Annotated in this window: 18 protein-coding genes; 16 read left to right on the top strand and 2 right to left on the bottom strand. The window is 65.7% G+C overall.

Going from position 1 to position 22,236, the window contains the following annotated elements:
• The first annotated feature begins 78 nt into the window (after window positions 1-78).
• From ACE3RQ_RS08995 to zapE, 6 genes are all read left to right on the top strand, one after another.
• The gene (locus ACE3RQ_RS08995; RefSeq protein ID WP_374521632.1) at window positions 79-1,980 is read left to right on the top strand and encodes a propionate--CoA ligase; all 1,902 of its coding nucleotides are present in this window, start codon (window positions 79-81) and stop codon (window positions 1,978-1,980) included.
• Between the two features lie 67 nt (window positions 1,981-2,047).
• Window positions 2,048-2,422 carry an ArsR/SmtB family transcription factor gene (locus ACE3RQ_RS08990; protein ID WP_374521631.1) on the top strand — a complete coding sequence of 125 codons (375 nt, stop codon included), beginning with the start codon at window positions 2,048-2,050 and terminating at the stop codon, window positions 2,420-2,422.
• Between the two features lie 159 nt (window positions 2,423-2,581).
• Window positions 2,582-5,473 (top strand): 2-oxoglutarate dehydrogenase E1 component, encoded by a 2,892-nt coding sequence (locus ACE3RQ_RS08985; protein WP_374521630.1) that lies wholly within the window; start codon window positions 2,582-2,584, stop codon window positions 5,471-5,473.
• A 90-nt stretch (window positions 5,474-5,563) separates the two neighbouring features.
• Entirely contained in the window at window positions 5,564-6,817 is a 1,254-nt protein-coding gene (gene odhB, locus ACE3RQ_RS08980; protein ID WP_374521629.1) for a 2-oxoglutarate dehydrogenase complex dihydrolipoyllysine-residue succinyltransferase, read from the top strand.
• 68 nt (window positions 6,818-6,885) lie between these two features.
• Window positions 6,886-8,313, top strand: coding sequence for a dihydrolipoyl dehydrogenase (lpdA, locus tag ACE3RQ_RS08975; RefSeq protein ID WP_374521628.1), 1,428 nt, complete (start codon window positions 6,886-6,888; stop codon window positions 8,311-8,313).
• Window positions 8,314-8,317: 4 nt separating this feature from the next.
• Window positions 8,318-9,421, top strand: a complete 1,104-nt coding sequence (zapE, locus tag ACE3RQ_RS08970) for a cell division protein ZapE (protein WP_374521658.1) — start codon at window positions 8,318-8,320, stop codon at window positions 9,419-9,421.
• 44 nt (window positions 9,422-9,465) lie between these two features.
• On the opposite strand, the gene ACE3RQ_RS08965 is transcribed toward zapE, so the two are convergent.
• Complete coding sequence (locus tag ACE3RQ_RS08965) at window positions 9,466-10,224, bottom strand: PP2C family serine/threonine-protein phosphatase (RefSeq protein WP_374521627.1); 759 nt, start codon at window positions 10,222-10,224, stop codon at window positions 9,466-9,468.
• Between the two features lie 73 nt (window positions 10,225-10,297).
• On the opposite strand from ACE3RQ_RS08965, the gene ACE3RQ_RS08960 reads away from it, so the two are divergent.
• A complete protein-coding gene (locus ACE3RQ_RS08960; protein WP_374521626.1) occupies window positions 10,298-12,322 on the top strand; it encodes an ATP-dependent DNA helicase in 2,025 nt (674 codons plus the stop codon).
• On the opposite strand, the gene ACE3RQ_RS08955 is transcribed toward ACE3RQ_RS08960, so the two are convergent.
• Window positions 12,285-13,094 (bottom strand): outer membrane protein assembly factor BamD, encoded by an 810-nt coding sequence (locus tag ACE3RQ_RS08955; protein ID WP_374521625.1) that lies wholly within the window; start codon window positions 13,092-13,094, stop codon window positions 12,285-12,287. The genes ACE3RQ_RS08960 and ACE3RQ_RS08955 overlap by 38 nt on opposite strands.
• Window positions 13,095-13,122: 28 nt before the next feature.
• Between ACE3RQ_RS08955 and ACE3RQ_RS08950 the strand changes: the two genes are divergently transcribed.
• The 9 genes from ACE3RQ_RS08950 (at window position 13,123) to hisS (ending at window position 22,194) form a co-directional block, all read left to right on the top strand.
• Window positions 13,123-14,148, top strand: a complete 1,026-nt coding sequence (locus ACE3RQ_RS08950; protein WP_374521624.1) for an RluA family pseudouridine synthase — start codon at window positions 13,123-13,125, stop codon at window positions 14,146-14,148.
• A gap of 112 nt (window positions 14,149-14,260) precedes the next feature.
• Window positions 14,261-14,968 (top strand): SMC-Scp complex subunit ScpB, encoded by a 708-nt coding sequence (scpB, locus tag ACE3RQ_RS08945; RefSeq protein ID WP_374521623.1) that lies wholly within the window; start codon window positions 14,261-14,263, stop codon window positions 14,966-14,968.
• Entirely contained in the window at window positions 14,925-16,163 is a 1,239-nt protein-coding gene (locus ACE3RQ_RS08940; RefSeq protein ID WP_374521622.1) for a pseudouridine synthase, read from the top strand. The genes scpB and ACE3RQ_RS08940 overlap by 44 nt, the downstream gene beginning before the upstream one ends.
• Window positions 16,164-16,246: 83 nt before the next feature.
• Window positions 16,247-16,672, top strand: a complete 426-nt coding sequence (gene ndk / locus ACE3RQ_RS08935; RefSeq protein ID WP_374521621.1) for a nucleoside-diphosphate kinase — start codon at window positions 16,247-16,249, stop codon at window positions 16,670-16,672.
• Between the two features lie 23 nt (window positions 16,673-16,695).
• Window positions 16,696-17,832, top strand: coding sequence for a 23S rRNA (adenine(2503)-C(2))-methyltransferase RlmN (rlmN, locus tag ACE3RQ_RS08930; protein ID WP_374521620.1), 1,137 nt, complete (start codon window positions 16,696-16,698; stop codon window positions 17,830-17,832).
• Window positions 17,829-18,683, top strand: a complete 855-nt coding sequence (gene pilW, locus ACE3RQ_RS08925) for a type IV pilus biogenesis/stability protein PilW (RefSeq protein ID WP_374521619.1) — start codon at window positions 17,829-17,831, stop codon at window positions 18,681-18,683. The genes rlmN and pilW overlap by 4 nt, the downstream gene beginning before the upstream one ends.
• A complete protein-coding gene (locus ACE3RQ_RS08920; RefSeq protein ID WP_374521618.1) occupies window positions 18,676-19,605 on the top strand; it encodes a helix-turn-helix domain-containing protein in 930 nt (309 codons plus the stop codon). Before pilW ends, ACE3RQ_RS08920 begins: the two co-directional genes overlap by 8 nt.
• A gap of 2 nt (window positions 19,606-19,607) precedes the next feature.
• On the top strand, window positions 19,608-20,888 hold the full coding sequence (gene ispG, locus ACE3RQ_RS08915; RefSeq protein WP_374521617.1) for a flavodoxin-dependent (E)-4-hydroxy-3-methylbut-2-enyl-diphosphate synthase: 1,281 nt from the start codon (window positions 19,608-19,610) through the stop codon (window positions 20,886-20,888).
• A 13-nt stretch (window positions 20,889-20,901) separates the two neighbouring features.
• On the top strand, window positions 20,902-22,194 hold the full coding sequence (gene hisS, locus ACE3RQ_RS08910; RefSeq protein ID WP_374521616.1) for a histidine--tRNA ligase: 1,293 nt from the start codon (window positions 20,902-20,904) through the stop codon (window positions 22,192-22,194).
• Window positions 22,195-22,236: the final 42 nt, after the last annotated feature.

Raw genomic sequence — 22,236 nt, 5'->3', positions numbered from 1 at the left:
CGTCAGCCAGAAGAAAGCCGGGTCACCATAATTATGAATTCACTTTAAATTGACCCGTTGATAGCTCAGGAGACACGCATGGCTTTGCCCTCGACGTACGCCGATTTTTACCGCCGGTCCATCGATGATCGAGACGCGTTCTGGGCCGAGCAAGCGCAGTTGGTGGACTGGCACAAGCCATTCGACCGGGTGTGCAACTACGACAAAGCGCCTTTTGCGCGCTGGTTCGAAGGCGGTCTGACCAACCTGTGTCACAACGCGGTCGACCGCCACCTGAAGGACCGGGCAGATCAGAATGCCTTGATCTTCGTGTCCACCGAGACAGACACCGAAACGGTGTATTCCTACCGCGAGCTGCACGCCGAGGTGCAGCGGATGGCGGCCATTCTGCGCTCCCTCGGCGTGGGCAAAGGCGATCGCGTGCTGATCTACATGCCCATGATCGCTGAGGCATGCTTTGCCATGCTGGCGTGCGCGCGGATCGGCGCCATTCACTCGGTGGTGTTCGGGGGTTTTGCCAGCCACAGCTTGGCCAGCCGCATCGACGACGCACAGCCCAAGCTGGTGATCAGCGCCGATGCTGGCATGCGAAGCGGCAAGGTGGTGCCCTACAAGCACCTGCTCGACGAGGCCATTTCCCTGGCCGTCCACAAGCCCCAGCATGTGCTGATGGTCAACCGTGGTCTCGCGGATTTGGCGCCCGTGGCTGGCCGCGATGTGGACTACGCCAGCCTGCGCCAGCAGCACCTGGGCGCGCAGGTGCCGTGCGAGTGGGTGGACAGCACCCACCCCAGCTACATCCTGTACACCAGTGGCACCACCGGCAAGCCCAAAGGGGTGCAGCGCGACACGGGCGGCTATGCCGTGGCCTTGGCGGCGTCCATGCGCCACATCTACATGGCGCAGCCCGGCGAAACCTACTTCTCCACCAGCGACATCGGATGGGTGGTGGGGCACAGCTACATCATCTACGGGCCGCTGATTAATGGCATGGCCACCATCATGTACGAGGGTCTGCCCACCCGGCCGGATGCCGGCATTTGGTGGAGCTTGGTCGAGAAGTACAAGGTGTCGGTGATGTTCTCGGCCCCCACAGCCGCGCGCGTGCTCAAGAAGCAAGACCCGGCCTACCTCAGTAAGTACGACCTCTCCAGCCTCAAGGCCTTGTTTCTGGCGGGTGAGCCGCTTGATGAGCCCACGGCGACGTGGATCGCCAACGCCATCCAGAAGCCCATCATCGACAACTACTGGCAGACCGAAACGGGCTGGCCGATCATGGCCGTGTGCAATGGCATTGAGCCGGCGCCGACCAAATTCGGCTCGCCCGGCAAGGCGGTGTATGGCTATGACGTGCGCCTGATCGATGAATCCACCGGCGAGGAAATCACCGAGCCCAACAAGAAGGGTGTGATCGCGGTGGAGGGGCCTCTGCCGCCCGGCTGCCTGCAGACGGTTTGGGGTGACGACGCCCGTTATGTGAAGACCTACTGGTCGAGCATACACGGCCGGACCATGTACAGCACCTTCGACTGGGGGGTGCGCGATGCGGACGGCTACTTCTTCATCCTGGGCCGTACCGACGACGTGATCAACGTGGCGGGGCACCGCCTGGGCACGCGCGAGATTGAGGAGAGCATCTCCAGCCACCCGGCGGTGGCTGAGGTGGCGGTGGTAGGCGTGGCCGATCAGCTCAAGGGGCAGGTGGCGGTGGCCTTCGCGGTGCTGAAGGACCCGGCCCTGGCCGCTAGCGAGGCCGATGCGCTCAAGCTAGAGGGCGCGGTCATGAAGGTGGTGGACGAGCAATTGGGCGCAGTGGCTCGGCCTGCGCACGTGCGCTTCGTGTCGGTGTTGCCCAAGACGCGCAGTGGCAAGTTGCTGCGCCGCGCCATTCAGGCGGTGTGTGAAGGGCGCGACCCCGGTGACCTGACCACCATGGACGACCCGACCGCCCTGCAACAGATTCGCGAACTGGTGTCCTGAATTTGTCCCGTCCTTGGGTGACGGTGTCGATATCATTCATGCTTATTCGCTTAAGCATGAGGGGACCATGGACAAAATGATCGGCGCCGACGGGCAGGTGGAAAAAGTGCGGGTTTTTGAGCTGGCCGCCGAGTTGTTTGGCGTGCTGGCCACCCCGATGCGGCTGCGCATCCTGAGCGCCTTGTGCGACCAGGAAAAGTCGGTCTCGCAGTTGCTGCAAGAGATCGACACCACCCAGCCCAATCTTTCGCAGCACCTCAACTTGCTCTACCGCGCCGGGGTGTTGGCCAAGCGCAAAGAGGGCACCCAGGTCATCTATCGCGTGCAGAGCGAGAAGGCCGTGACGCTGTGTCGCACGGTGTGCACGCAGATCGCCATCGAACTGGACGAGCCGACCTCGGTGCCGGCCAGCGAGCGGCTCTCGCCACGCGTCGCTTCGTGAATTAATTTCCCACGGGCTTTGCCCAAGCTGGCACAATGCCGGGCTTGCAGCCAGTCCCTTCCACAGTCACTGTCGCATCCGCCATCCGGTTCAGCCGTGTCGCGGAAGGTTTCTTAACCAGCTAATGCTTCCTTCAGGGAAGCGGAGGTCAGCGGATTCATGAGCGATTCCCAAAGCAACGGGGGCAGCGTCTACGTTGCCTACAACAGCAACTCGTATCTCTTCGGCGGCAACGCGCCCTATGTGGAAGAGATGTACGAGAACTACCTGCAGAACCCGGGCAGCGTGCCCGACAACTGGCGCAGCTACTTTGACGCCCTGCAAAACGTCCCTGCCGCCGACGGCACCGACGCCCGCGATGTGCCCCACCTGCCGGTGGTCAACGCCTTCGCCGAGCGCGCCAAGAAGGGCGGTACCCAGGTGGTCGTGGCCTCTGGCGCCGACTCCGATCTGGGCCGCAAGCGCGTGTCCACCCAACAGCTCATCGCCGCCTACCGCAACGTTGGCCAGCGCTGGGCCGACCTTGACCCCCTGAAGCGCACCGAGCGCCCCGCGATTCCCGAGCTTGAGCCGTCGTTCTATGGCTTCACCGATGCTGACCTGGAGACGGTGTTCAACACGAGCAACACCTTCTTCGGCAAGGAAACGATGCCGCTGCGCGAGTTGCTCAACGCGCTGCGCGAAACCTACTGCGGCACCATCGGCGCCGAGTACATGTACATCAGCGACCAGACGCAAAAGCGCTGGTGGCAGGAGAAGCTGGAAAGCATCCGCAGCAAGCCCGCCTTCACTGCCGACAAGAAGAAGCACATCCTGGATCGCCTGACGGCAGCCGAAGGCCTGGAGCGCTATCTGCACACCAAGTACGTGGGCCAGAAGCGCTTCTCGCTGGAAGGTGGCGAGAGCTTCATCGCGGCCATGGACGAACTGATCCAGCAGGCTGGTGCCAAGGGCATTCAGGAAATCGTGATCGGCATGGCCCACCGCGGTCGCCTGAACGTGCTGGTCAACACCCTGGGCAAGATGCCCAAGGATCTGTTCGCCGAGTTCGACCACACCGCCCCTGAAGACCTGCCCGCTGGTGACGTGAAGTACCACCAGGGCTTCAGCTCCGACGTGTCCACCTCGGGTGGCCCGGTGCACCTGAGCCTGGCTTTCAACCCCTCGCACCTGGAAATCGTGAACCCGGTGGTTGAGGGCTCGGTGCGTGCTCGCATGGACCGCCGTGGTGACGTGCGTGGCAGCCAGGTGTTGCCGGTGCTGGTGCACGGCGATGCCGCTTTTGCCGGCCAGGGTGTCAACCAGGAAACACTGGCGCTGGCCCAGACCCGCGGTTACACCACCGGCGGCACGGTGCACATCATCATCAACAACCAGATCGGCTTCACCACCTCCGATCCGCGCGACCTGCGTTCCACCCTGTACTGCACCGACATCGTCAAGGGCGTGGAAGCGCCGGTGCTGCACGTCAACGGTGACGATCCCGAGGCCGTGGTGCTGGCCACCCAGCTCGCCCTGGAATACCGCCTGGAATTCCGCAAGGACGTGGTGGTGGACATCATCTGCTTCCGCAAGCTGGGCCACAACGAGCAGGACACCCCCAGCCTGACCCAGCCGCTGATGTACAAGAAGATCGGCGCGCACCCTGGCACCCGCAAGCTGTATGCCGACAAGCTGGCGGCGCAAGGCCTGGGCCCCACGCTGGGCGACGACATGGTCAAGGCCTACCGCGCTGCGCTGGACGAAGGCCGCCACACGATCGACCCGGTGCTGACCAACTTCAAGAGCCAGTACGCGGTGGACTGGGCGCCCTATGTGGGCAAGAAGTGGACCGATGCCGCCGAGACCGCCATTCCGCTGACCGAGTGGAAGCGCCTGGCCGAGAAGATCACCACCATCCCTGAGTCGGTGAACCCGCACCAGCTGGTGAAGAAGGTGTACGCCGACCGTGCGGCCATGGGCCGTGGCGAGATCAACGTGGACTGGGGCATGGGCGAGCACATGGCCTTCGCCTCTCTGGTGGCCAGCGGTTATGCCGTGCGCCTGTCGGGCGAGGACAGCGGCCGTGGCACCTTCACGCACCGCCACGCCGTCATCCACGACCAGAACCGCGAGAAGTGGGACGTGGGCACCTATATCCCGCTGCAGAACGTGGCCGAGAACCAGGCCCCGTTCGTGGTGATCGACTCCATCCTGTCGGAAGAGGCGGTGCTGGGCTTCGAGTACGGCTACGCCGGCTCTGACCCGAACAGCCTGGTGATCTGGGAAGCCCAGTTCGGTGACTTCGCCAACGGCGCCCAGGTGGTGATCGACCAGTTCATCGCCTCGGGTGAGGTGAAGTGGGGCCGCCTGAACGGCCTGGTGATGATGCTGCCGCACGGCTACGAAGGGCAGGGCCCTGAGCACAGCTCGGCGCGCGTGGAGCGCTTCATGCAGTTGGCCGCTGACACCAACATGCAGATCGTGCAGCCGACCACGGCCAGCCAGATCTTCCACGTGCTGCGTCGCCAGATGGTTCGCAACCTGCGCAAGCCTCTGGTCATCTTCACGCCCAAGTCGCTGCTGCGCAACAAGGACGCCACCTCGCCGCTGTCCGAGTTCACCAAGGGCGGTTTCCAGACCGTCATCGGCGAACTCAACGAGAACGTGGTGAAGAACGCGGCCAAGGTCAAGCGCGTGATCGCCTGCTCGGGCAAGGTCTACTACGACCTGGTGAAAAAGCGCGAAGAGAAGGGTGCCGACGACGTGGCCATCATCCGCGTCGAGCAGCTCTACCCGTTCCCGCACAAGGCGTTCAGCGCCGAGATGAAGCGTTTCCCCAACGCCACCGATGTGGTGTGGTGCCAGGACGAGCCGCAGAACCAGGGTGCCTGGTTCTTCATTCAGCATCAGATCCACGAGAACATGCTCGATGGTCAGAAGCTGGGCTACGCCGGTCGTGCCGCCTCGGCCTCGCCGGCCGTGGGTTACGCCCACCTGCACCAGGAACAGCAGAAGAACCTGATCGAGGCGGCCTTCGCCAAGCTCAAGGGCTTCATCCTCACCAAGTAATTCCCAGACCCCGTGAGTGCCACAGCGCAGGGGCGGCCCAGGCCGCCCCCGGTGGCCCGCGACGCTGAACGCACCTACCAGGAAAAGAAAATGGCAATCGTTGAAGTGAAAGTCCCGCAGCTCTCCGAGTCGGTGGCCGAGGCCACCCTGCTGCAGTGGAAGAAGAAGGTCGGTGAAGCCGTTACCGCCGACGAAATCCTGATCGAGATCGAGACCGACAAGGTCGTGCTGGAGTGCCCCGCACCCGCTGGCGGCGTGCTGGTGGAAATCCTGCAGGGCGACGGCGCTACCGTGGCCGCCGAGCAGCCCATCGCCCGCATCGACACCGCCGCCGTCGCTGGTGCCGCTGCGGCCGCGCCCGCCGCCGCCCCGGCGCCTGCTGCTGCTCCGGCCCCTGCCGCCGCCGCGGCCGAAGTCTCCAACAGCAAGGCTGGCGTGGCCATGCCTGCTGCCGCCAAGCTCATGGCCGACAACAACCTGGCCGCGGGTTCCGTGGCCGGCACCGGCAAAGACGGTCGCGTGACCAAGGGTGACGTGCTCGCCGCCGTGGCGGCACCGAAGGCCGCTGCCCCTGTGGCCATCCCCACCGGCGCCCCGACCAAGGCCCTGCCGCAGGTCAGCGTGGCCGCTCCGGATCTGGGCAACCGCCCCGAAGAGCGCGTGCCCATGACCCGCCTGCGTGCCCGCGTGGCCGAGCGCCTGCTGCAATCGCAAGCCACCAACGCCATCCTGACCACCTTCAACGAGGTGAACATGGCCCCGGTGATGGAGATGCGCAAGAAGTTCCAGGAGAAGTTCGAGAAAGAGCACGGCGTGAAGCTGGGCTTCATGAGCTTCTTCGTGAAGGCGGCCGTGCACGCGCTCAAGAAGTTCCCCATCTTGAACGCCTCGGTTGACGGCAACGACATCGTCTATCACGGCTACTTCGACATCGGCATCGCCGTGGGTTCGCCCCGCGGCCTGGTGGTGCCCATCATCCGCAACGCCGATCAGCTCAGCTTTGCTGACATCGAGAAGAAGATCGCCGAGTTCGGTCAGAAGGCCAAGGACGGCAAGATCGGTCTGGACGACCTCTCTGGCGGCACCTTCTCCATCTCCAACGGCGGTACCTTCGGCTCGATGCTGTCCACCCCCATCATCAACCCGCCGCAGTCGGCCATCCTGGGCGTGCACGCCACCAAGGACCGCGCCGTGGTGGAGAACGGTCAGATCGTGATCCGCCCGATGAACTACCTGGCCATGTCCTACGACCACCGCATCATCGATGGTCGCGAGGCCGTGCTGGGTCTGGTGGCGATGAAGGAAGCGCTGGAAGACCCGGCTCGCCTGCTGTTCGACATCTGATCCCCGATCACTCACCTTTTGCCAGCGCCCCGTCAGGGGCGTTGGCCCATTGATTCCAGGAATTCACCATGTCCCAAGCATTTGACGTCGTCGTGATCGGTGCCGGCCCCGGCGGTTACATCGCGGCCATCCGCGCCGCGCAGCTCGGCTTCAAGGTCGCGTGCATCGACGAGTGGAAGAACGCCGCAGGCGGCCCCGCACCGGGTGGCACCTGCACCAACGTCGGCTGCATCCCGTCCAAGGCACTGCTGCAGTCCAGCGAGCACTTCGAGCACGCCAACCACCACTTCGCCGACCACGGCATCACCGCCTCCAACGTGAAGATCGACGTGGCCAAGATGATTGGCCGCAAAGACACGGTGGTGAAGCAGAACAACGACGGCATCCTGTACCTCTTCAAGAAGAACAAGGTCACCTTCTTCCATGGCCGGGGTTCCTTCGTGAAGGCTGCCGAGGGTGGCTTTGAAGTGAAGGTGGCGGGCAAGACCGAAGAGACCATCACCGGCAAGCAGGTGATCGTGGCCACCGGCTCCAACGCCCGCGCGCTGCCTGGCGTGCCCTTTGACGAAGAGACCGTGCTGTCCAACGACGGCGCCCTGCGCATCGGTGCCGTGCCCAAGAAGCTGGCGCTGATCGGCTCGGGCGTGATCGGCCTGGAAATGGGCTCGGTCTGGCGCCGTCTAGGCGCCGAGGTCACCATTCTCGAAGGCCTGCCCACTTTCCTGGGCGCGGTGGACGAGCAGATCGCCAAGGAAGCCAAGAAGGCCTTTGACAAGCAGGGCCTGAAGATCGAACTGGGCGTGAAGGTCGGTGAGGTCAAGACCGGCAAGAAGGGCGTGACCGTGGCCTACACCAACGCCAAGGGCGAAGCCCAGACGCTGGAAGCCGACAAGCTCATCGTGTCGATCGGCCGCGTGCCCAACACCAACGGCCTGAACGCCGAAGCCGTGGGCCTGCAGCTCGACGAGCGCGGCGCCATCGTGGTGGACGCCGACTGCCGCACCAACGTGCCGGGCGTCTGGGCCGTGGGCGACGTGGTGCGTGGCCCCATGCTGGCGCACAAGGCCGAGGAAGAGGGCGTGGCCGTGGCCGAGCGCATTGCCGGCCAGCACGGGCATGTCAACTTCAACACCATCCCCTGGGTCATCTACACCAGCCCCGAGATCGCCTGGGTGGGCCGCACCGAGCAGCAGCTCAAGGCCGATGGCGTCGCCTACAAGGCCGGCACCTTCCCCTTCCTGGCCAACGGCCGCGCTCGCGCCCTGGGCGACACCACCGGCATGGTGAAGTTCCTGGCCGATGCCACCACCGACGAAATCCTGGGCGTGCACATCGTGGGCCCGATGGCCTCTGAGCTGATTTCTGAAGCCGTGGTCGCCATGGAGTTCAAGGCCAGCGCCGAAGACATCGCCCGCATCTGCCACGCGCACCCATCGCTGTCGGAAGCCACCAAGGAAGCCGCGCTGGCCGTGGACAAGCGCACGCTCAACTTCTGAGCCCCTGGCCTTGAGCGTTCGCAGCACCTACGAGGCCGCGCTGATTGAGCGCGGCTACACCACCGACCCCGCCCAGCAGCGTGCCATTGACGCGCTGGAGCGGTGTGCGGCCGAGTGGGCCGCCTACAAGCAGAAGCGCTCCAACGCGGTGAAGAAGCTCTTCAACCGCCCTGACATTCCCCGCGGCGTGTACATGTTCGGGGGCGTGGGGCGGGGCAAGAGCTTCCTGATGGACTGCTTCTACCAGGCGGTGCCGATCAAGCGCAAGACACGACTGCACTTCCACGAGTTCATGCGTGAGGTGCACCGCGAACTGCGCGACCTGCAAGGCACGGTGAACCCGCTGGACGAGCTGGGTGCGCGCATCGCCAAGCGCTACAAGCTCATCTGCTTCGATGAGTTCCACGTGGCCGACGTGACCGACGCCATGATCCTGCACCGCCTGTTGGACGCCTTGTTCAAGGCGGGTGTGGGTTTCGTGACCACGTCGAACTTCCACCCTGACGGGCTCTACCCGGACGGGCTGCACCGCGATCGCATCCTGCCGGCGATTGAGCTGCTGAAAGACCGGTTGGAAGTCATCAACGTGGACAACGGCACCGACTACCGTCGGCGCACGCTTAACCACATCCAGCTCTACCACTGCCCCCTTGGCCCCGAGGCCGATGCGGCGCTGGAGGCCACCTTCAACGAACTCGCTGAAGTGGCTGACCAAGACCCGGTGATGACCATCGAGGCCCGCCAGATACGCGCTGTGCGCCGTGCCGGTGGGGTCATCTGGTTCGATTTCCGCACCCTGTGCGGCGGTCCGCGCTCGCAGAACGACTACTTGGAAATCGCCAGTGAGTTCCACACGGTGTTGCTCTCCAACGTGCCGCAGATGTCGGTGCGGCAGGCATCAGAGGCGCGGCGCTTTACCTGGTTGATCGACGTGCTCTATGACCGCCGATGCAAGCTGGTCATGTCGGCCGCCGTGCCGCCTGAGCAGCTTTACCTGGAAGGGCCCATGTCGCACGAGTTTCCGCGCACCGTGTCTCGCCTCAACGAGATGCAGTCGCAGGAATTCCTTGATTTGGAGCACCGGTTGGTGGACACCGGGCTGACCTGATGCCAAAGGGGTGCTGGGCCTGCCAGGCGCCAGGCCCCTTTCCCTCAAAGGATGGGGTCGAACTTCACGATCACCAGCGACAGGTTGTCACCCGCGCCGCGCGCGCGGGTGCGCGCTTTCTGGATCAGGAATTCGCAGGCCTCGCGCGGGGTGAGCATGGCCACCGTGCTGGCCAGTTCTTCGGGCGAGAAGTAGTGCCACAGACCGTCACTGCAGGCCAGCAAGGTATCGCCCGCTTCCAGCTTCGGCACCATGTGCAAGTCCACCGGTGGGTCGTTCTCAGTGCCCAGGCAACCCATCAGGATGTTGGCGTGGGGGTGGTCCAGTGCCTGTTGTTCGGTGAGCTCGCCCTGGTTGATCAGGCTCTGAACATACGAGTGGTCCAGCGTGCGCTTCACCAGCTTGCCTTGGTGGAAGTGGTAGATGCGCGAATCGCCCGCGTGCGCCCAATGGCTCTCACCACTTGGCATCACGATGAAAGCGGCTATGGTGCTGTGCGGCTCTTGCTCGGCCGACACGGCGGTGAGCTTGATGACAATGTGCGCTTCTTCGACGATGCGCTTGAGCAGGCTGACGGGGTCATCGGTGTCAGGATCGAAGCGGTCGAACAGTTGCTTGGCCGTCATCATCACCTGGTCAGAGGCCTTGCGCCCGCCGCTGCGCCCGCCCATGCCGTCGGCCAGCACCGCGAGCAGGCAGCCCTTGTGGCGAGCGTGGCTCAGCAAGCTGACCTGATCTTGTTGGTAGTCTCGGTCGCCCCGGTGAATGCCGGTGGACGCCTGGATGCGAAAGCCTTTGGCCATGAATGTGCTGTGGTGTTAGGCAGACGGAGAATGCCCGCAATGGTACTCGCCATCATTTCCCCCAGGAATGCCCGTGTCTGAGCTTGGCGATACGGTCTGCCGTGCCTTGTCACCAGGCGGTGCGATGGCGCGCGCCCAGGCGGCGCTCAGGGAGCGGCCTGGCCAGTTGGCCATGGCCCGGGCAGTGGCCCATGTGTTGGAGCAGCGCGGAAGCGTGGCTGTCGAGGCAGGTACCGGCGTTGGCAAGACCTATGCCTACCTCGTGCCCCTCTTGCTCAGCGGCAAGCGCGCTCTGCTGTCCACCGCCACACAGGCGCTGCAAGACCAGCTTTTTCATCGCGATATTCCCGCGGTGACGGCGGCCCTTGGCTTGCCGGTGCGCGTGGCCTTGCTCAAAGGCCGCTCCAGCTACCTTTGTCTGCACCGTTTGGCTCTGTGCCAGCAGAGTGGGGCGGCTGGCCGCGACCCTCGACAGGGTGTGGCACTTGAGCGCCTGCAGCGCTGGGCGGCGGTGACGCGCACGGGCGATCTGGCCGAAGTGCCCGGGCTGGACGAGCGCTCACCCTGGCATCGGATGGTGACCTCCACCCGGGAAAATTGCCTCGGGAGTGCCTGTGCCCAGGCCGCTGGCTGCCACGTCAACCGGGCGCGCGAGCAGGCCCTGCAGGCCGACTGGGTGGTCATCAATCACCACGTTTTCATGGCCGACCTGGAGCTGCGGGAAACCGGCGTGGCCTCGCTGGTGCCCCAGGCCGAGGTAGTGGTCTTCGATGAGGCGCACCACTTGGACGACGCCGCGCAGGGATTTCTGGGGCGGCGGGTGAGCTCGGGGCGTCTGCGGGCGCTGGCCAGTGACCTGGCCACACAGGGGCCACTGCTGGCGTCAGGCTGGCGCCCCTGGTCGGCGCTCGCTCTGGGGCTTGAGCAGGCGGCCCGGGGCATTGCGCAAGCAGGACAGGGCGCCAAGGGCGCCGATGGTCGCGTGCCATGGCGCACCGGCGTGCCAGATGGCGTTGAGGCGCTGTGCTGGCACCCGCTGGCCCTTGGCCTGGACCAGGCCCTGGGTGCAGCCGAAGACGCGCTGGCCGCCATTGCCGAGCACGCGCCAGCTTTGAATCGACTGTGGGCGCGGTGCCAAGCCCTCCGGCGCGATTGGCGGGTGTTGGCGGGCGAGGCCGCCGCACCGGGGTTCGTGCGCTGGGTGTCTTGGGAGGGCGGGCGCCAATGGATGGCGGCCGCCACGCCCGTGAATAGTGCGGCCTTGTTCGCCGAACGCCTGCATGACCAGCAGAATGCCCGGCAATGGGTGTTCACGTCCGCGACGCTGGGGCACGACGACAGCCTGTCGTGGTTTACCCACTCGGTGGGACTCGACACCTGGGCCGGGCTGCAGACCTTGCGCGTGCCGAGTGCCTTCGATCATGCCCGTCAGGCGGCGGTCTATGTGCCCCCTGACTTGCCCGATCCAGCCGATGCTTCGCACACGCCCGCCCTGGCCGCCAAGGTGGCGCAATGGGCGGCGCAACTCCAAGGCCGCACACTGGTGCTGACCACCACCTTGCGGGCGGCTCGGCGAATGGCCGACGCCCTGATGCAGGGCGAAGGGCAGGGGTCTGCTATGCGGGTTCTGGCCCAGGGTATGGCCTCGCGCCGGCAGTTGCTGGAGCGCTTTCGGGACTCCAGCGCAGGCCCGTCTGTGCTCATTGCGTCGGCCTCGTTCTGGGAAGGGGTAGACCTGCCCGGCGATGCCTTGCAGCTATTGGTCATTGACAAGCTGCCCTTCGCTCCGCCAGATGACCCGGTGGTGAGTGGGCGCCTGGAAATGGCAAGCGCACGGGGAGACAACGCCTTTGCCGCGGTGACACTGGCCGACGCCGCGATGGCGCTCAAGCAGGGGGCGGGGCGGTTGATCCGCAGCGAGACTGACCGCGGTGTGTTGGTGATTGGCGACCGGCGATTGCTGTCGCGCTCTTACGGGCCAAGCCTGCTGGCGGCCTTGCCGCCCATGCGTTGGCTGGAAGACGAAGCCGCCTTGGCGGCCGAACTGGACGATCTGGTGCTTACCAGACCTTCCACCACGGCTCGTCTTTTTTCTTGAAGCCCTGTGCCAGGTACTCGCTGTTGGGGTAGCTGGCTTTCATCACGCGCTGGGCGTCGTCGCGCAGTTGGGTCATGCCCAGGGCGTCGTACGACCGCACCAGAATGAACAAGGCCTCTTCCAGCGCGGGTGCGTCCTTGTACTCGGACAGGGCAGACTGAGCGCGGTTGATGGCGGCCAAGTAGGCGCCGCGGCTGAAGTAATAGCGGGCGACGTGCACCTCGTATTGCGCCAGCGAGTTCACGATGTACGTCATGCGCGCCGAAGCGTCGGGGGCGTACTTCGATTCTGGGAAGCGGGTGATGAGCTCGCGAAAAGCCTCGAACGATTCCTTGGCGGCCTTCTGGTCGCGTTCGGACAGGTCTTGGCGGGCCAGCGCGCCGAACAGGCCTAGGTTGTCGTTGAAGTTCACCAGGCCGCGCAGGTAGAGCGCATAGTCCATGGCCGGGCTGGCCGGGTGCAGGCGTTGGAAGCGGTCCAGGGCGGCCAACGCCTGAGCCGGCTCGGAGGCCTTGTAGTGCGTGTAGGCCTTGTCAAGTTGGGCTTGCTGGGCCAGCGGCGTGCCGGCGGCGCGCCCTTCAAGCTTCTCCAGCAGCGTGGCCGAGCGCTCGAAATTGCCGGCATTTCGCTCTTCCGTGGCCTCGGTGTAGAGCTTGTTGGGGCTCCAGCCCGCTGTCTCGTCCACCACGGGAGTGCTGCCACAGCCAGACAGCGTCAGCGCCACGGTCAGGGCACCCAGGGCCACGGCCGATAATCTCAAGCTCAATTTCACAGGCGCACCTCAGCGACGGAACAACGGTTTGGAAACGCAAAGTATATCGACGGGCACGTCAGGCCCCGAGCCCGAGGCGGGCGAAGAGTGGCTGGGCGATGCAGAGGGCGAGGTTCGTTCGTTGCTTGTGCCGGCAGAGATGCACGGCTGGCGCCTGGACCGCGCTCTGGTGGCCCTGGTGCAAGGTTTCTCTCGGTCCTGGCTGCAGCAGCTCGTGGCCGATGGTGCGGTGACGCTGCGCGGACGCGCCTGCACCAAGTCGGCCACCAAGGTGAGCGCCGGCGACGCCTGCGCGGTGGAGTTGCGGCCCACGCCCCAGGCCATGGCCTTCGTGCCCGAGCCAATGGCCCTGGCGGTGGTGCACGAAGACGAGCACTTGCTGGTCATCGACAAGCCCGCAGGCCTGGTGGTGCACCCGGCGGCGGGCCATTGGTCGGGCACGATGCTCAATGGCCTGTTGGCGCACCACGCCGCGGCGGCTCAGCTGCCCCGGGCCGGCATCGTGCACCGGCTGGACAAAGACACCTCGGGCCTGATGCTGGTGGCCAAGAGCCGCGCGGCCATGGATGCCCTGGTGCGTGCCATCGCCGCGCGAGAGGTGAACCGCCAATACTTGGCGCTGGGGCAGGGCGCCTGGCGGGGCGAGGCTCAGCGAGAGGTGGACCTGGCCATCGGTCGCGACCCGCAGAACCGCTTGCGCATGGCGGGCCTGCGCACGGGCGGCAAGCCCGCCCAAAGCACCCTTCGGCTGCTGGATGGCAACGATCAGGCCTGTCTGGTGGCCTGCAAACTGCACACCGGCCGCACGCACCAGATCCGCGTGCACATGGCGTCGCTTGGCCACCCATTGGTGGGGGATGCCGTTTACGGCGGCCGACGCCTTTGGGGCATGCAGCGCCAGGCCCTGCACGCGGCGCATTTGCGTCTGTTGCACCCTGTTGGCGGCCAGCCACTGTCTTTCTGGCGCGAACCACCTGCCGATTTCTCCGAGGCCCTGAAAACAGGGGGGCTCCATTACAATCCGCCCAATCCCGGAGACGGCCTGATCGGCTGACACGCTCGCCGGGCGCTCCCAGCCGGCGGCCACGCTGCCCTTCCGGCCCCCTCTCGGGGCTGCACCCTCTCCCTCGTTCCGGCGTGTCGCCGGCCCTAGACCGAGCCAGACCATGAACACCACGGATGCCAAGCGTGTCCTCGAGACGGCCTTGATCTGCGCCTCCCAGCCACTGACGGTGCGCGAGATGGGGGCGTTGTTCGACGAGGCAGTGTCGGCCGACACCCTCAAGATGCTCCTGGCCGAGCTGCAAAAAGAGTGGACCGGTCGGGGCGTGGAGCTGGTGTCCGTGGCCTCGGGCTGGCGTTTCCAGAGCCGCCCCGAAATGCGCCCCTTCCTTGACCGCCTCCACCCTGAGAAACCGCCGAAGTACTCGCGGGCGGCCATGGAAACACTGGCCATCATCGCGTACCGCCAGCCGGTGACGCGGGGTGACATGGAGGACATCCGTGGTGTCACCATCAACTCGCTCATCCTCAAGCAATTGGAAGACCGGGGCTGGATCGAGGTGATCGGCCATCGCGAGACGGTGGGGCGGCCGGCGCTGTTCGCCACCACCCGCCAGTTCCTGGATGACCTCGGCCTGGCTTCGCTGAACCAGCTCCCGCCACTTGAGGCCAGCGAAGTGCAGGAATCGGCCCTGGGCACGCTGGATTTTGAATCGCTGTCCCAGCGCCTGCAGGGCGAGGGCGAGGTCGCCGACGCCACTGAGCCGGCCAACGAAGCGCCACCCGTGCAGGCCACGCCTGCCGACGACGCAACCCTTACCTTATTTGATGAATCCCATGACAACGGCACCCCGACCCCACCACAACCCTGAGGTGCCTGAAGAGGCACCTGCCGCGGCACACACCGGTGCCGAAGAAGCCCTGCGCTTCGACGACGTCGTCAGCGGCGCCTTCGACGCCGAGCAAGCCGACGAGGCATCGCCCGCATTGCCCACCAAGCGCGTGCTGGCGCCGCAGGCCGATTCGCCCAAGCTGCACAAGGTGCTGGCCCAGGCCGGCATGGGCTCGCGCCTGGAGATGGAGCAACTGATTCTGGAGGGACGCATTTCCGTCAACGGTGAGCCGGCCCACGTGGGCCAGCGCATCCAGTACGGCGACGTGATCAAGGTCAATGGCCAGCCGGTGCGCGTGCGCATGACGCCCCCGCCGCCCCGTGTGCTGGCCTACCACAAGCCCGCGGGCGAAGTGGTCAGCCACGACGATCCCCAAAACCGGCCCACCGTGTTCCGCCGCCTGCCTCGGCTGATGCAGGGCAAGTGGCAGTCGGTGGGTCGACTTGACCTCAACACCGAAGGCCTGCTGCTGCTCACCAACTCGGGTGAGCTGGCCAACCGCCTGATGCACCCGCGCTTTGGGTTGCAGCGCGAATACGCGGTGCGTGTGCTTGGCGCCCTGTCCAAGGAAGAAAAACAGCGCCTGCTGGATGGTGTACAGCTCGACGATGGCCCGGCGCAATTCGCGTCCATCGAAGACGGCGGTGGCGAGGGGGCCAACTGCTGGTACCGCGTCACCATTGCCGAGGGCCGCAACCGCGAAGTGCGCCGCATGTTCGAAGCCGTCGGGCACGCCGTTAGCCGCCTGATCCGCATCCGCTACGGGGCCGTGATGCTGCCGCGTGGGCTCAAGCGGGGCGCTTGGCTGGAGTTGGACGAGCGCGACATTGCCCGTCTGACCGCGGCGGCCGGCATGGCGGCGCTGGATGAGCAGCGCACCAGGGGGCCGCGCAGCGGCCCGGCCGCGCGCCAGCCCGTGGGCCGCGGCAAGGGGGGCGCCAAGGTGGGGCGCGGTCCCGCCCGCCCGCGACTGGTGGATGAGGCGCCAGCGCCCCGGCGTGGCAAGGGCCCAGGCAAGCCGGGAACTTCCGCGGGCCAGCCTGACCCGATGAAGACCAGTTACGGCTACATCGGTCAGGACGCGCTTCAGCGCCAGCGCAAGCAGGAAGGTGCGCCCGGGGGGCGGCGGCGCGGTGGCAGCGGTGGGGGTGGCGGACGCGGCGGTAGCCGGTAAGCGCCTCACTCGCGTTGTAGAATTGCGGGCTCTGCGCAATCGTGCGCAACCCATTGAATTTCCATCAAAACTTCAGGACCAACATGGCCATCGAACGCACCCTCTCGATCATCAAACCCGACGCCGTCGCCAAGAACGTGATTGGCCAGATTTACGCCCGCTTCGAGGCCGCCGGCCTGAAGATCGTGGCCGCCAAGATGGCCCACCTGTCGCGCGCCGAAGCCGAGCAGTTCTACGCCGTGCACAAAGAGCGTCCTTTCTTCAAGGACCTGGTGGATTTCATGGTCAGCGGCCCGGTGATGATCCAAGCCCTGGAAGGTGAGGGCGCCATTGCCAAGAACCGCGAGCTGATGGGCGCCACCGATCCCAAGAAGGCCGACAAGGGCACCATCCGCGCCGACTTCGCCGACAGCATCGACGCCAACGCCGTGCACGGTTCGGATTCTGCTGAAAACGCGGCTGTGGAAGTGGCCTTCTTCTTCCCCGGCATGAACGTTTACTCGCGCTGAAACAGCGCGCCGGTCACGGCCCCATGACGGTCAACCTCTTTGATTTCGACCTTGATGGCCTGACCGCGTTTTGCGAGCAGTTGGGCGAGAAGCGCTTTCGCGCCGTCCAACTGTTTCGCTGGATTCACCAGAAGGGCGAATCCGACTTTTCCCGCATGACGGACCTCGCGCGCAGCCTGCGTGAGAAGCTGCCGTCTGCTGCCACCCTCAACACTTTGCCTGTGTTGTCGCGCCAGGATTCGGCCGACGGCACCATCAAGTGGCTGTTTGATGTGGGTGGGGGCAACGCCGTGGAATCGGTGTTCATTCCCGAAGACGACCGGGGCACGCTTTGCGTGTCCTCCCAGGCGGGCTGTGCCGTGGGCTGCCGTTTCTGCTCCACCGGGCACCAAGGCTTTTCGCGCAACCTCACCACGGGTGAAATCCTGGCCCAGCTGTGGCAAGCCGAATTTTTCCTGCGCCAACACCTCAAGCGAACTGACCGCGTCATCACCAACGTGGTGATGATGGGCATGGGTGAGCCGCTGCAGAACTACAGTGCCCTGGTACCGGCGCTGCGCGTCATGCTGGATGACCACGGTTATGGTCTTTCGCGCCGTCGCGTGACGGTCTCCACCTCGGGCGTGGTTCCCATGATGGACCGCCTGGCCCAGGACTGCCCGGTGGCCCTGGCCGTGTCCTTGCATGCGCCCAATGACCCGCTTCGGGACCAGCTGGTGCCGCTGAACCGCAAGTACCCGCTCGCCGAGCTGCTCGACGCCTGCGTGCGCTACCTGCCACACGCCCCGCGCGACTTCATCACCTTCGAGTACTGCATGCTTGACGGTGTGAACGACACGCCAGAGCACGCCCGAGAGCTTTTGCACCTGGTCAAGACCCATGGCGGCCGCGGCGTGCCGTGCAAGATCAACCTCATTCCCTTCAACCCGTTCCCCGACTCCGGTCTGAAGTGCTCCCCCCGCGCGGTGGTGCAGCGTTTCGGCCAGATCTTGAACGAGGGTGGGGTGGTGACCACCATCCGCAAGACCCGGGGTGACGACATTGATGCCGCCTGCGGCCAGTTGGCCGGCGATGTGCTTGATCGCACCAATGCCGCTCAGCGCATGGCCCAGCGCCGCGAAGCACCGATCCGAATCATCCGACCAGAAAGGCCTGCATGACGACACCTCTGTGCGAGCAGCAGACGCGGCACTCGACCGTGCAGCGGTTCGTTCCCTGGGCGGCCCTGGGGTCGGTGGCAATGGCGGTCCTGATGACCGGTTGCGCGCAACAGCCGGTGGCCACATCCGCCACCAACACCTCGCGCGGTGAGCCCATCACCGCCTCGGACGAGCCCGATGCCCGTCGCCGTGCGCGCATTCGCCTGGAGTTGGCGGCCAGTTATTTCGAGCAGGGCCAAACCACGGTGGCGCTGGATGAGATCAAGCTGTCGCTGGCGGCCGATCCCACCTACCCGATGGCTTATGTGCTTCGCGGTTTGGTCTACATGCGCCTGAACGACAGCCGCCTGGCCGAAGAGAGCTTTCAGCGTGCCATCGCACTCAACCCGCGAGACCCGGACGCCCTGCACAACTACGGACTCTTCGCCTGTGAGCAGGGGCGCTATGCGCAGGCGATCGAGCAATTCGATCGTGCCCTGGCCACCGCCACGTACGGCGGCCAAAGCCGAACCTTGCTGGCCAAAGGTGTCTGCCAGGTTCGGGCGGGCCGGCTGGAAGACGCTGAGGCCAGCCTGGCCCGCTCATACGAGCTTGACCCCGGCAACCCGATCACCGCGTACAACCTGGCCAGCCTCCAGTTCCGCCGCGGCGAGCTCACCCGCTCCCAGTTCACCATTCGCCGGGTGAACAACTCGCAGTTCGCCAACGCTGAGACCCTTTGGCTGGGCATCCGGGTGGAGCGCCGACTGGGCAACCAGGCCGTGGTGCAACAGCTTGCCGACCAACTGAGCCGCCGTTTCCCCGATTCCCAAGAGTGGGCCGCCTACCAACGAGGCGCTTTCAATGACTGACGTGACCCCCCAGCCAGAGGCTTTTCCCGTCGCCCCTGAGCTACTTCGCCAAGCCCGCGAGGCGGCTGGCCTGCACATTGCGGCCCTTGCCGCGTCGCTCAAGGTGCCTGTGCGCAAGCTTGAAGCCCTGGAGGCCGGCCGATACGACGAGTTGCCAGACCTTACCTTTGCGCGGGCGCTGGCCTCCAGTGCCTGCCGTCACCTGAAGGTGGACCCGGCACCGGTGCTGGCCCAGATTCCCCACAAGACGGTGGCCGCCCTTGACCAGGTGGGCGCCATCAACGCCCCGTTCAAACCCGGCAATGACGAACCCGCTTCATCGCCGTGGGGCTGGCTGTCCCGTCCGGCCGTGCTGGTGGCCATTGCCCTGTTGCTGGGGGCGGTGGTGATCGTGTTCATGCCCAGCATCGGCTCCCAGACCACCACCCCGGTCATGCCACCTGTCGCCGTTGCAGAAGAGCCCGCGCCCTCGCAGGAGCCCGTGCCCGCCGCCGCGCCCGGCACCGTCACGGAAACGCTGCCGATGGCGGCTTCGCCTGTGTCAGCCACCGTTCCCATTGAGCCCACCCAGCCGCCTGCTTCGCAGCCGGCCACGGCTGTGGTGCCGGCTGCGCCCGCTGCCATTGCTGCGCCTGCGCCTGCGGTAACCACGCCGGTGACCCCGCCTGCCGCCGCAGCCAGTGGCACGCCTACCTTGCTCATCTCCACCAAGGCCGACACTTGGCTTGAAGTCACCAGCCCGGGGGGCGTGGTGCTGACCAAGCGCATGCTCAAGGCCGGCGAATCGGCGGAGTTTGCCGAACCGGCCACGTATTCGGTGTTGCTGGGGCGCGCCGACGGCGCCGAGGTGAAGGTGCGTGGCCGCGCGTTCGACCTCACCCCTTACGTACGCAACAGCGTGGCCCGCTTCGAGGTGAAGTGACCATGAGCGATACCCTTGTCACGCCTGTCGGCTGCACGCCTGTGCCCCTGTTCGAGACGCCGGTGCGCCGCACCCGCCAGGGGGTGATCCGCTGGGGCAGCCACGAGGTCACCGTGGGCGGCAACGCCCCGGTGCGCGTGCAGTCCATGACCAACACCGACACGGCCGACGCCGTGGCCACCGCCATCCAGGTCAAAGAGTTGGCCCAAGCCGGCTCCGAGATGGTGCGCATCACGGTGAACAACGACGAAGCGGCCAAGGCCGTGCCCTACATCCGCGAGCAACTTGACCGCATGGGCGTGCCGGTGCCGCTGATTGGCGACTTCCACTACAACGGTCATCGCCTGCTCACCGACCACCCGGCCTGCGCTGAGGCGCTGTCCAAGTACCGCATCAACCCCGGCAACGTGGGGCGCGGTGAGAAGGGCGATCGGCAGTTTGCGCAGATGGTCGAGATTGCGGCCAGGCATGGCAAGCACGTTCGCATCGGCGTGAACTGGGGCAGCCTTGACCAAGACCTGCTCGCGCGCCTGATGGACGAAAACGCCCAGCGCGCCCAGCCCTGGGACGCCAAGCAGGTGATGTACGAGGCGCTCATTACGTCTGCCGTCGGTTCGGCGCAACGTGCCGAGCAACTTGGTCTGCCGGGCGAGAACATCATCCTCTCTTGCAAGGTGAGCGCCGTGCAGGACCTGATCGCTGTGTACCAGGCCCTGGCCCAGCGCTGCGATTACGCCTTGCACCTCGGTCTCACCGAGGCTGGCATGGGCACCAAGGGTGCCGTGGCGTCCACTGCCGCGCTCTCGGTGCTGCTGCAGCAAGGCATTGGCGACACCATTCGCATCTCGCTTACGCCTCAGCCGGGCGAGTCTCGTACCCAGGAAGTGGTGGTGGGCCTCGAAATTCTGCAGGCCCTGGGCTTGCGCACCTTTGTGCCGGCCGTGACGGCTTGCCCGGGTTGTGGCCGCACCACCAGCACCACCTTCCAGGAGCTCGCCAAGCAGATCGACGACTACCTGCGCGCCTCCATGCCGGCATGGCGTGAGCGCTACCCCGGTGTCGAGGGCCTGAAGGTCGCCGTCATGGGCTGCATCGTGAACGGCCCAGGCGAAAGCAAACACGCCGACATTGGCATCAGCCTGCCCGGCACCGGTGAGGCCCCTGCCGCACCGGTGTTCATCGATGGCCAGAAGGCCATGACGCTGCGTGGCGAGGGCATCGCCCGCGAATTCCAGACCATCGTCGACAACTACATCCAAAAGCGGTTCGGCGCCAACGCCTGAACCCGACGTTTCCATGGCCGACAAACTCACCGCCGTCAAAGGCATGAACGACATTGCCCCTCCGCAGTCTGCGAACTGGGAGTGGCTCGAAGACAAGCTGCGCACGCTGATGCAGCGCTACTGTTACCGCAACCTGCGCACGCCCATCGTGGAGCCCACCGCGCTCTTTGTGCGTGGTCTGGGCGAGGTGACCGATATCGTCGAGAAGGAGATGTACTCCTTCGAAGACCGTCTCAATGGTGAGCAGCTCACGCTGCGCCCGGAGAACACCGCCGGCGTGGTGCGCGCTGCCCTTGAGCACTCGCTGCTGTACGACGGGCCCAAGCGCCTCTATTACATGGGCCCGATGTTCCGGCACGAACGCCCGCAGCGCGGCCGCTACCGCCAGTTCCACCAGTTTGGCGCCGAGGCGCTGGGCTTTGCTGGCCCCGATGTGGATGCCGAACTGATCGTGATGGCCAGTGATCTCTGGGCGGAATTGGGCCTGCAAGGCATCGAATTGGAAATCAACAGCCTGGGCCAGCCGGCCGAGCGCCTGGCCCACCGCCAGGCACTCATCGCCTACCTGGAGGCCCACGCCGAGCAGCTCGACGAAGACGCCAAGCGCCGCCTGCACAGCAACCCGCTGCGCATCCTGGACACCAAGAACCCGGCGATGCAAGACCTGGTCAACGAGGCCCCGCGCCTGATGGACCACCTGGGCGCCGAGTCGCTGGCGCACTTCGAGCGCCTGAAGGCCCTGCTCGATGCCCACGGCATCGGCTACCGCATCAACCCGCGCCTGGTGCGCGGCATGGACTACTACAACCTCACGGTGTTCGAGTTCGTCACCACCCAATTGGGCTCACAGGGCACGGTGTGCGCCGGCGGGCGCTATGACGGCCTGTTCGAGCAGATCGGTGGCAAGGCATCGCCGGCGGTGGGTTGGGCGCTGGGCATGGAGCGAATCCTGGAACTGCTCAAGGAGCAAGGCCTCTTGCCGGAGGCCCCCGCTCCTGATGCCTACGCGGTGGTGCCCGACGTGGCCGCGGTGCCGCAGGTAATGCCGGTGTTGCGCGGCCTGCGCCAGCGAGGTGTGCAGGTGCTGATGCACGCGGCGGGCGCCGAGGGCATGGGCAGCATGAAGTCCCAGTTCAAGAAAGCCGATGGCAGCGGTGCGCGTTTTGCCCTGATTTTTGGCGAGCAAGAGCTGGCCCAGGGAGCGGTGGCGGTGAAGCCCCTGCGGGGTGACCGCGGCGGCAGCGAGCAGGCCATTTGCCCCCTGGCCGATCTTGAAGCCATTGCGGCGCGCCTCTTGTCTCGTTGAGCCCGGCTCGGCCAATGGGCCGGCCCCTACAATCCCCGTTCC

It is taken from the genome of Hydrogenophaga sp., from assembly GCF_041913525.1.
Taxonomy (GTDB): domain Bacteria; phylum Pseudomonadota; class Gammaproteobacteria; order Burkholderiales; family Burkholderiaceae_C; genus Hydrogenophaga.
This window is presented reverse-complemented; position numbering and strand designations above follow the sequence as displayed.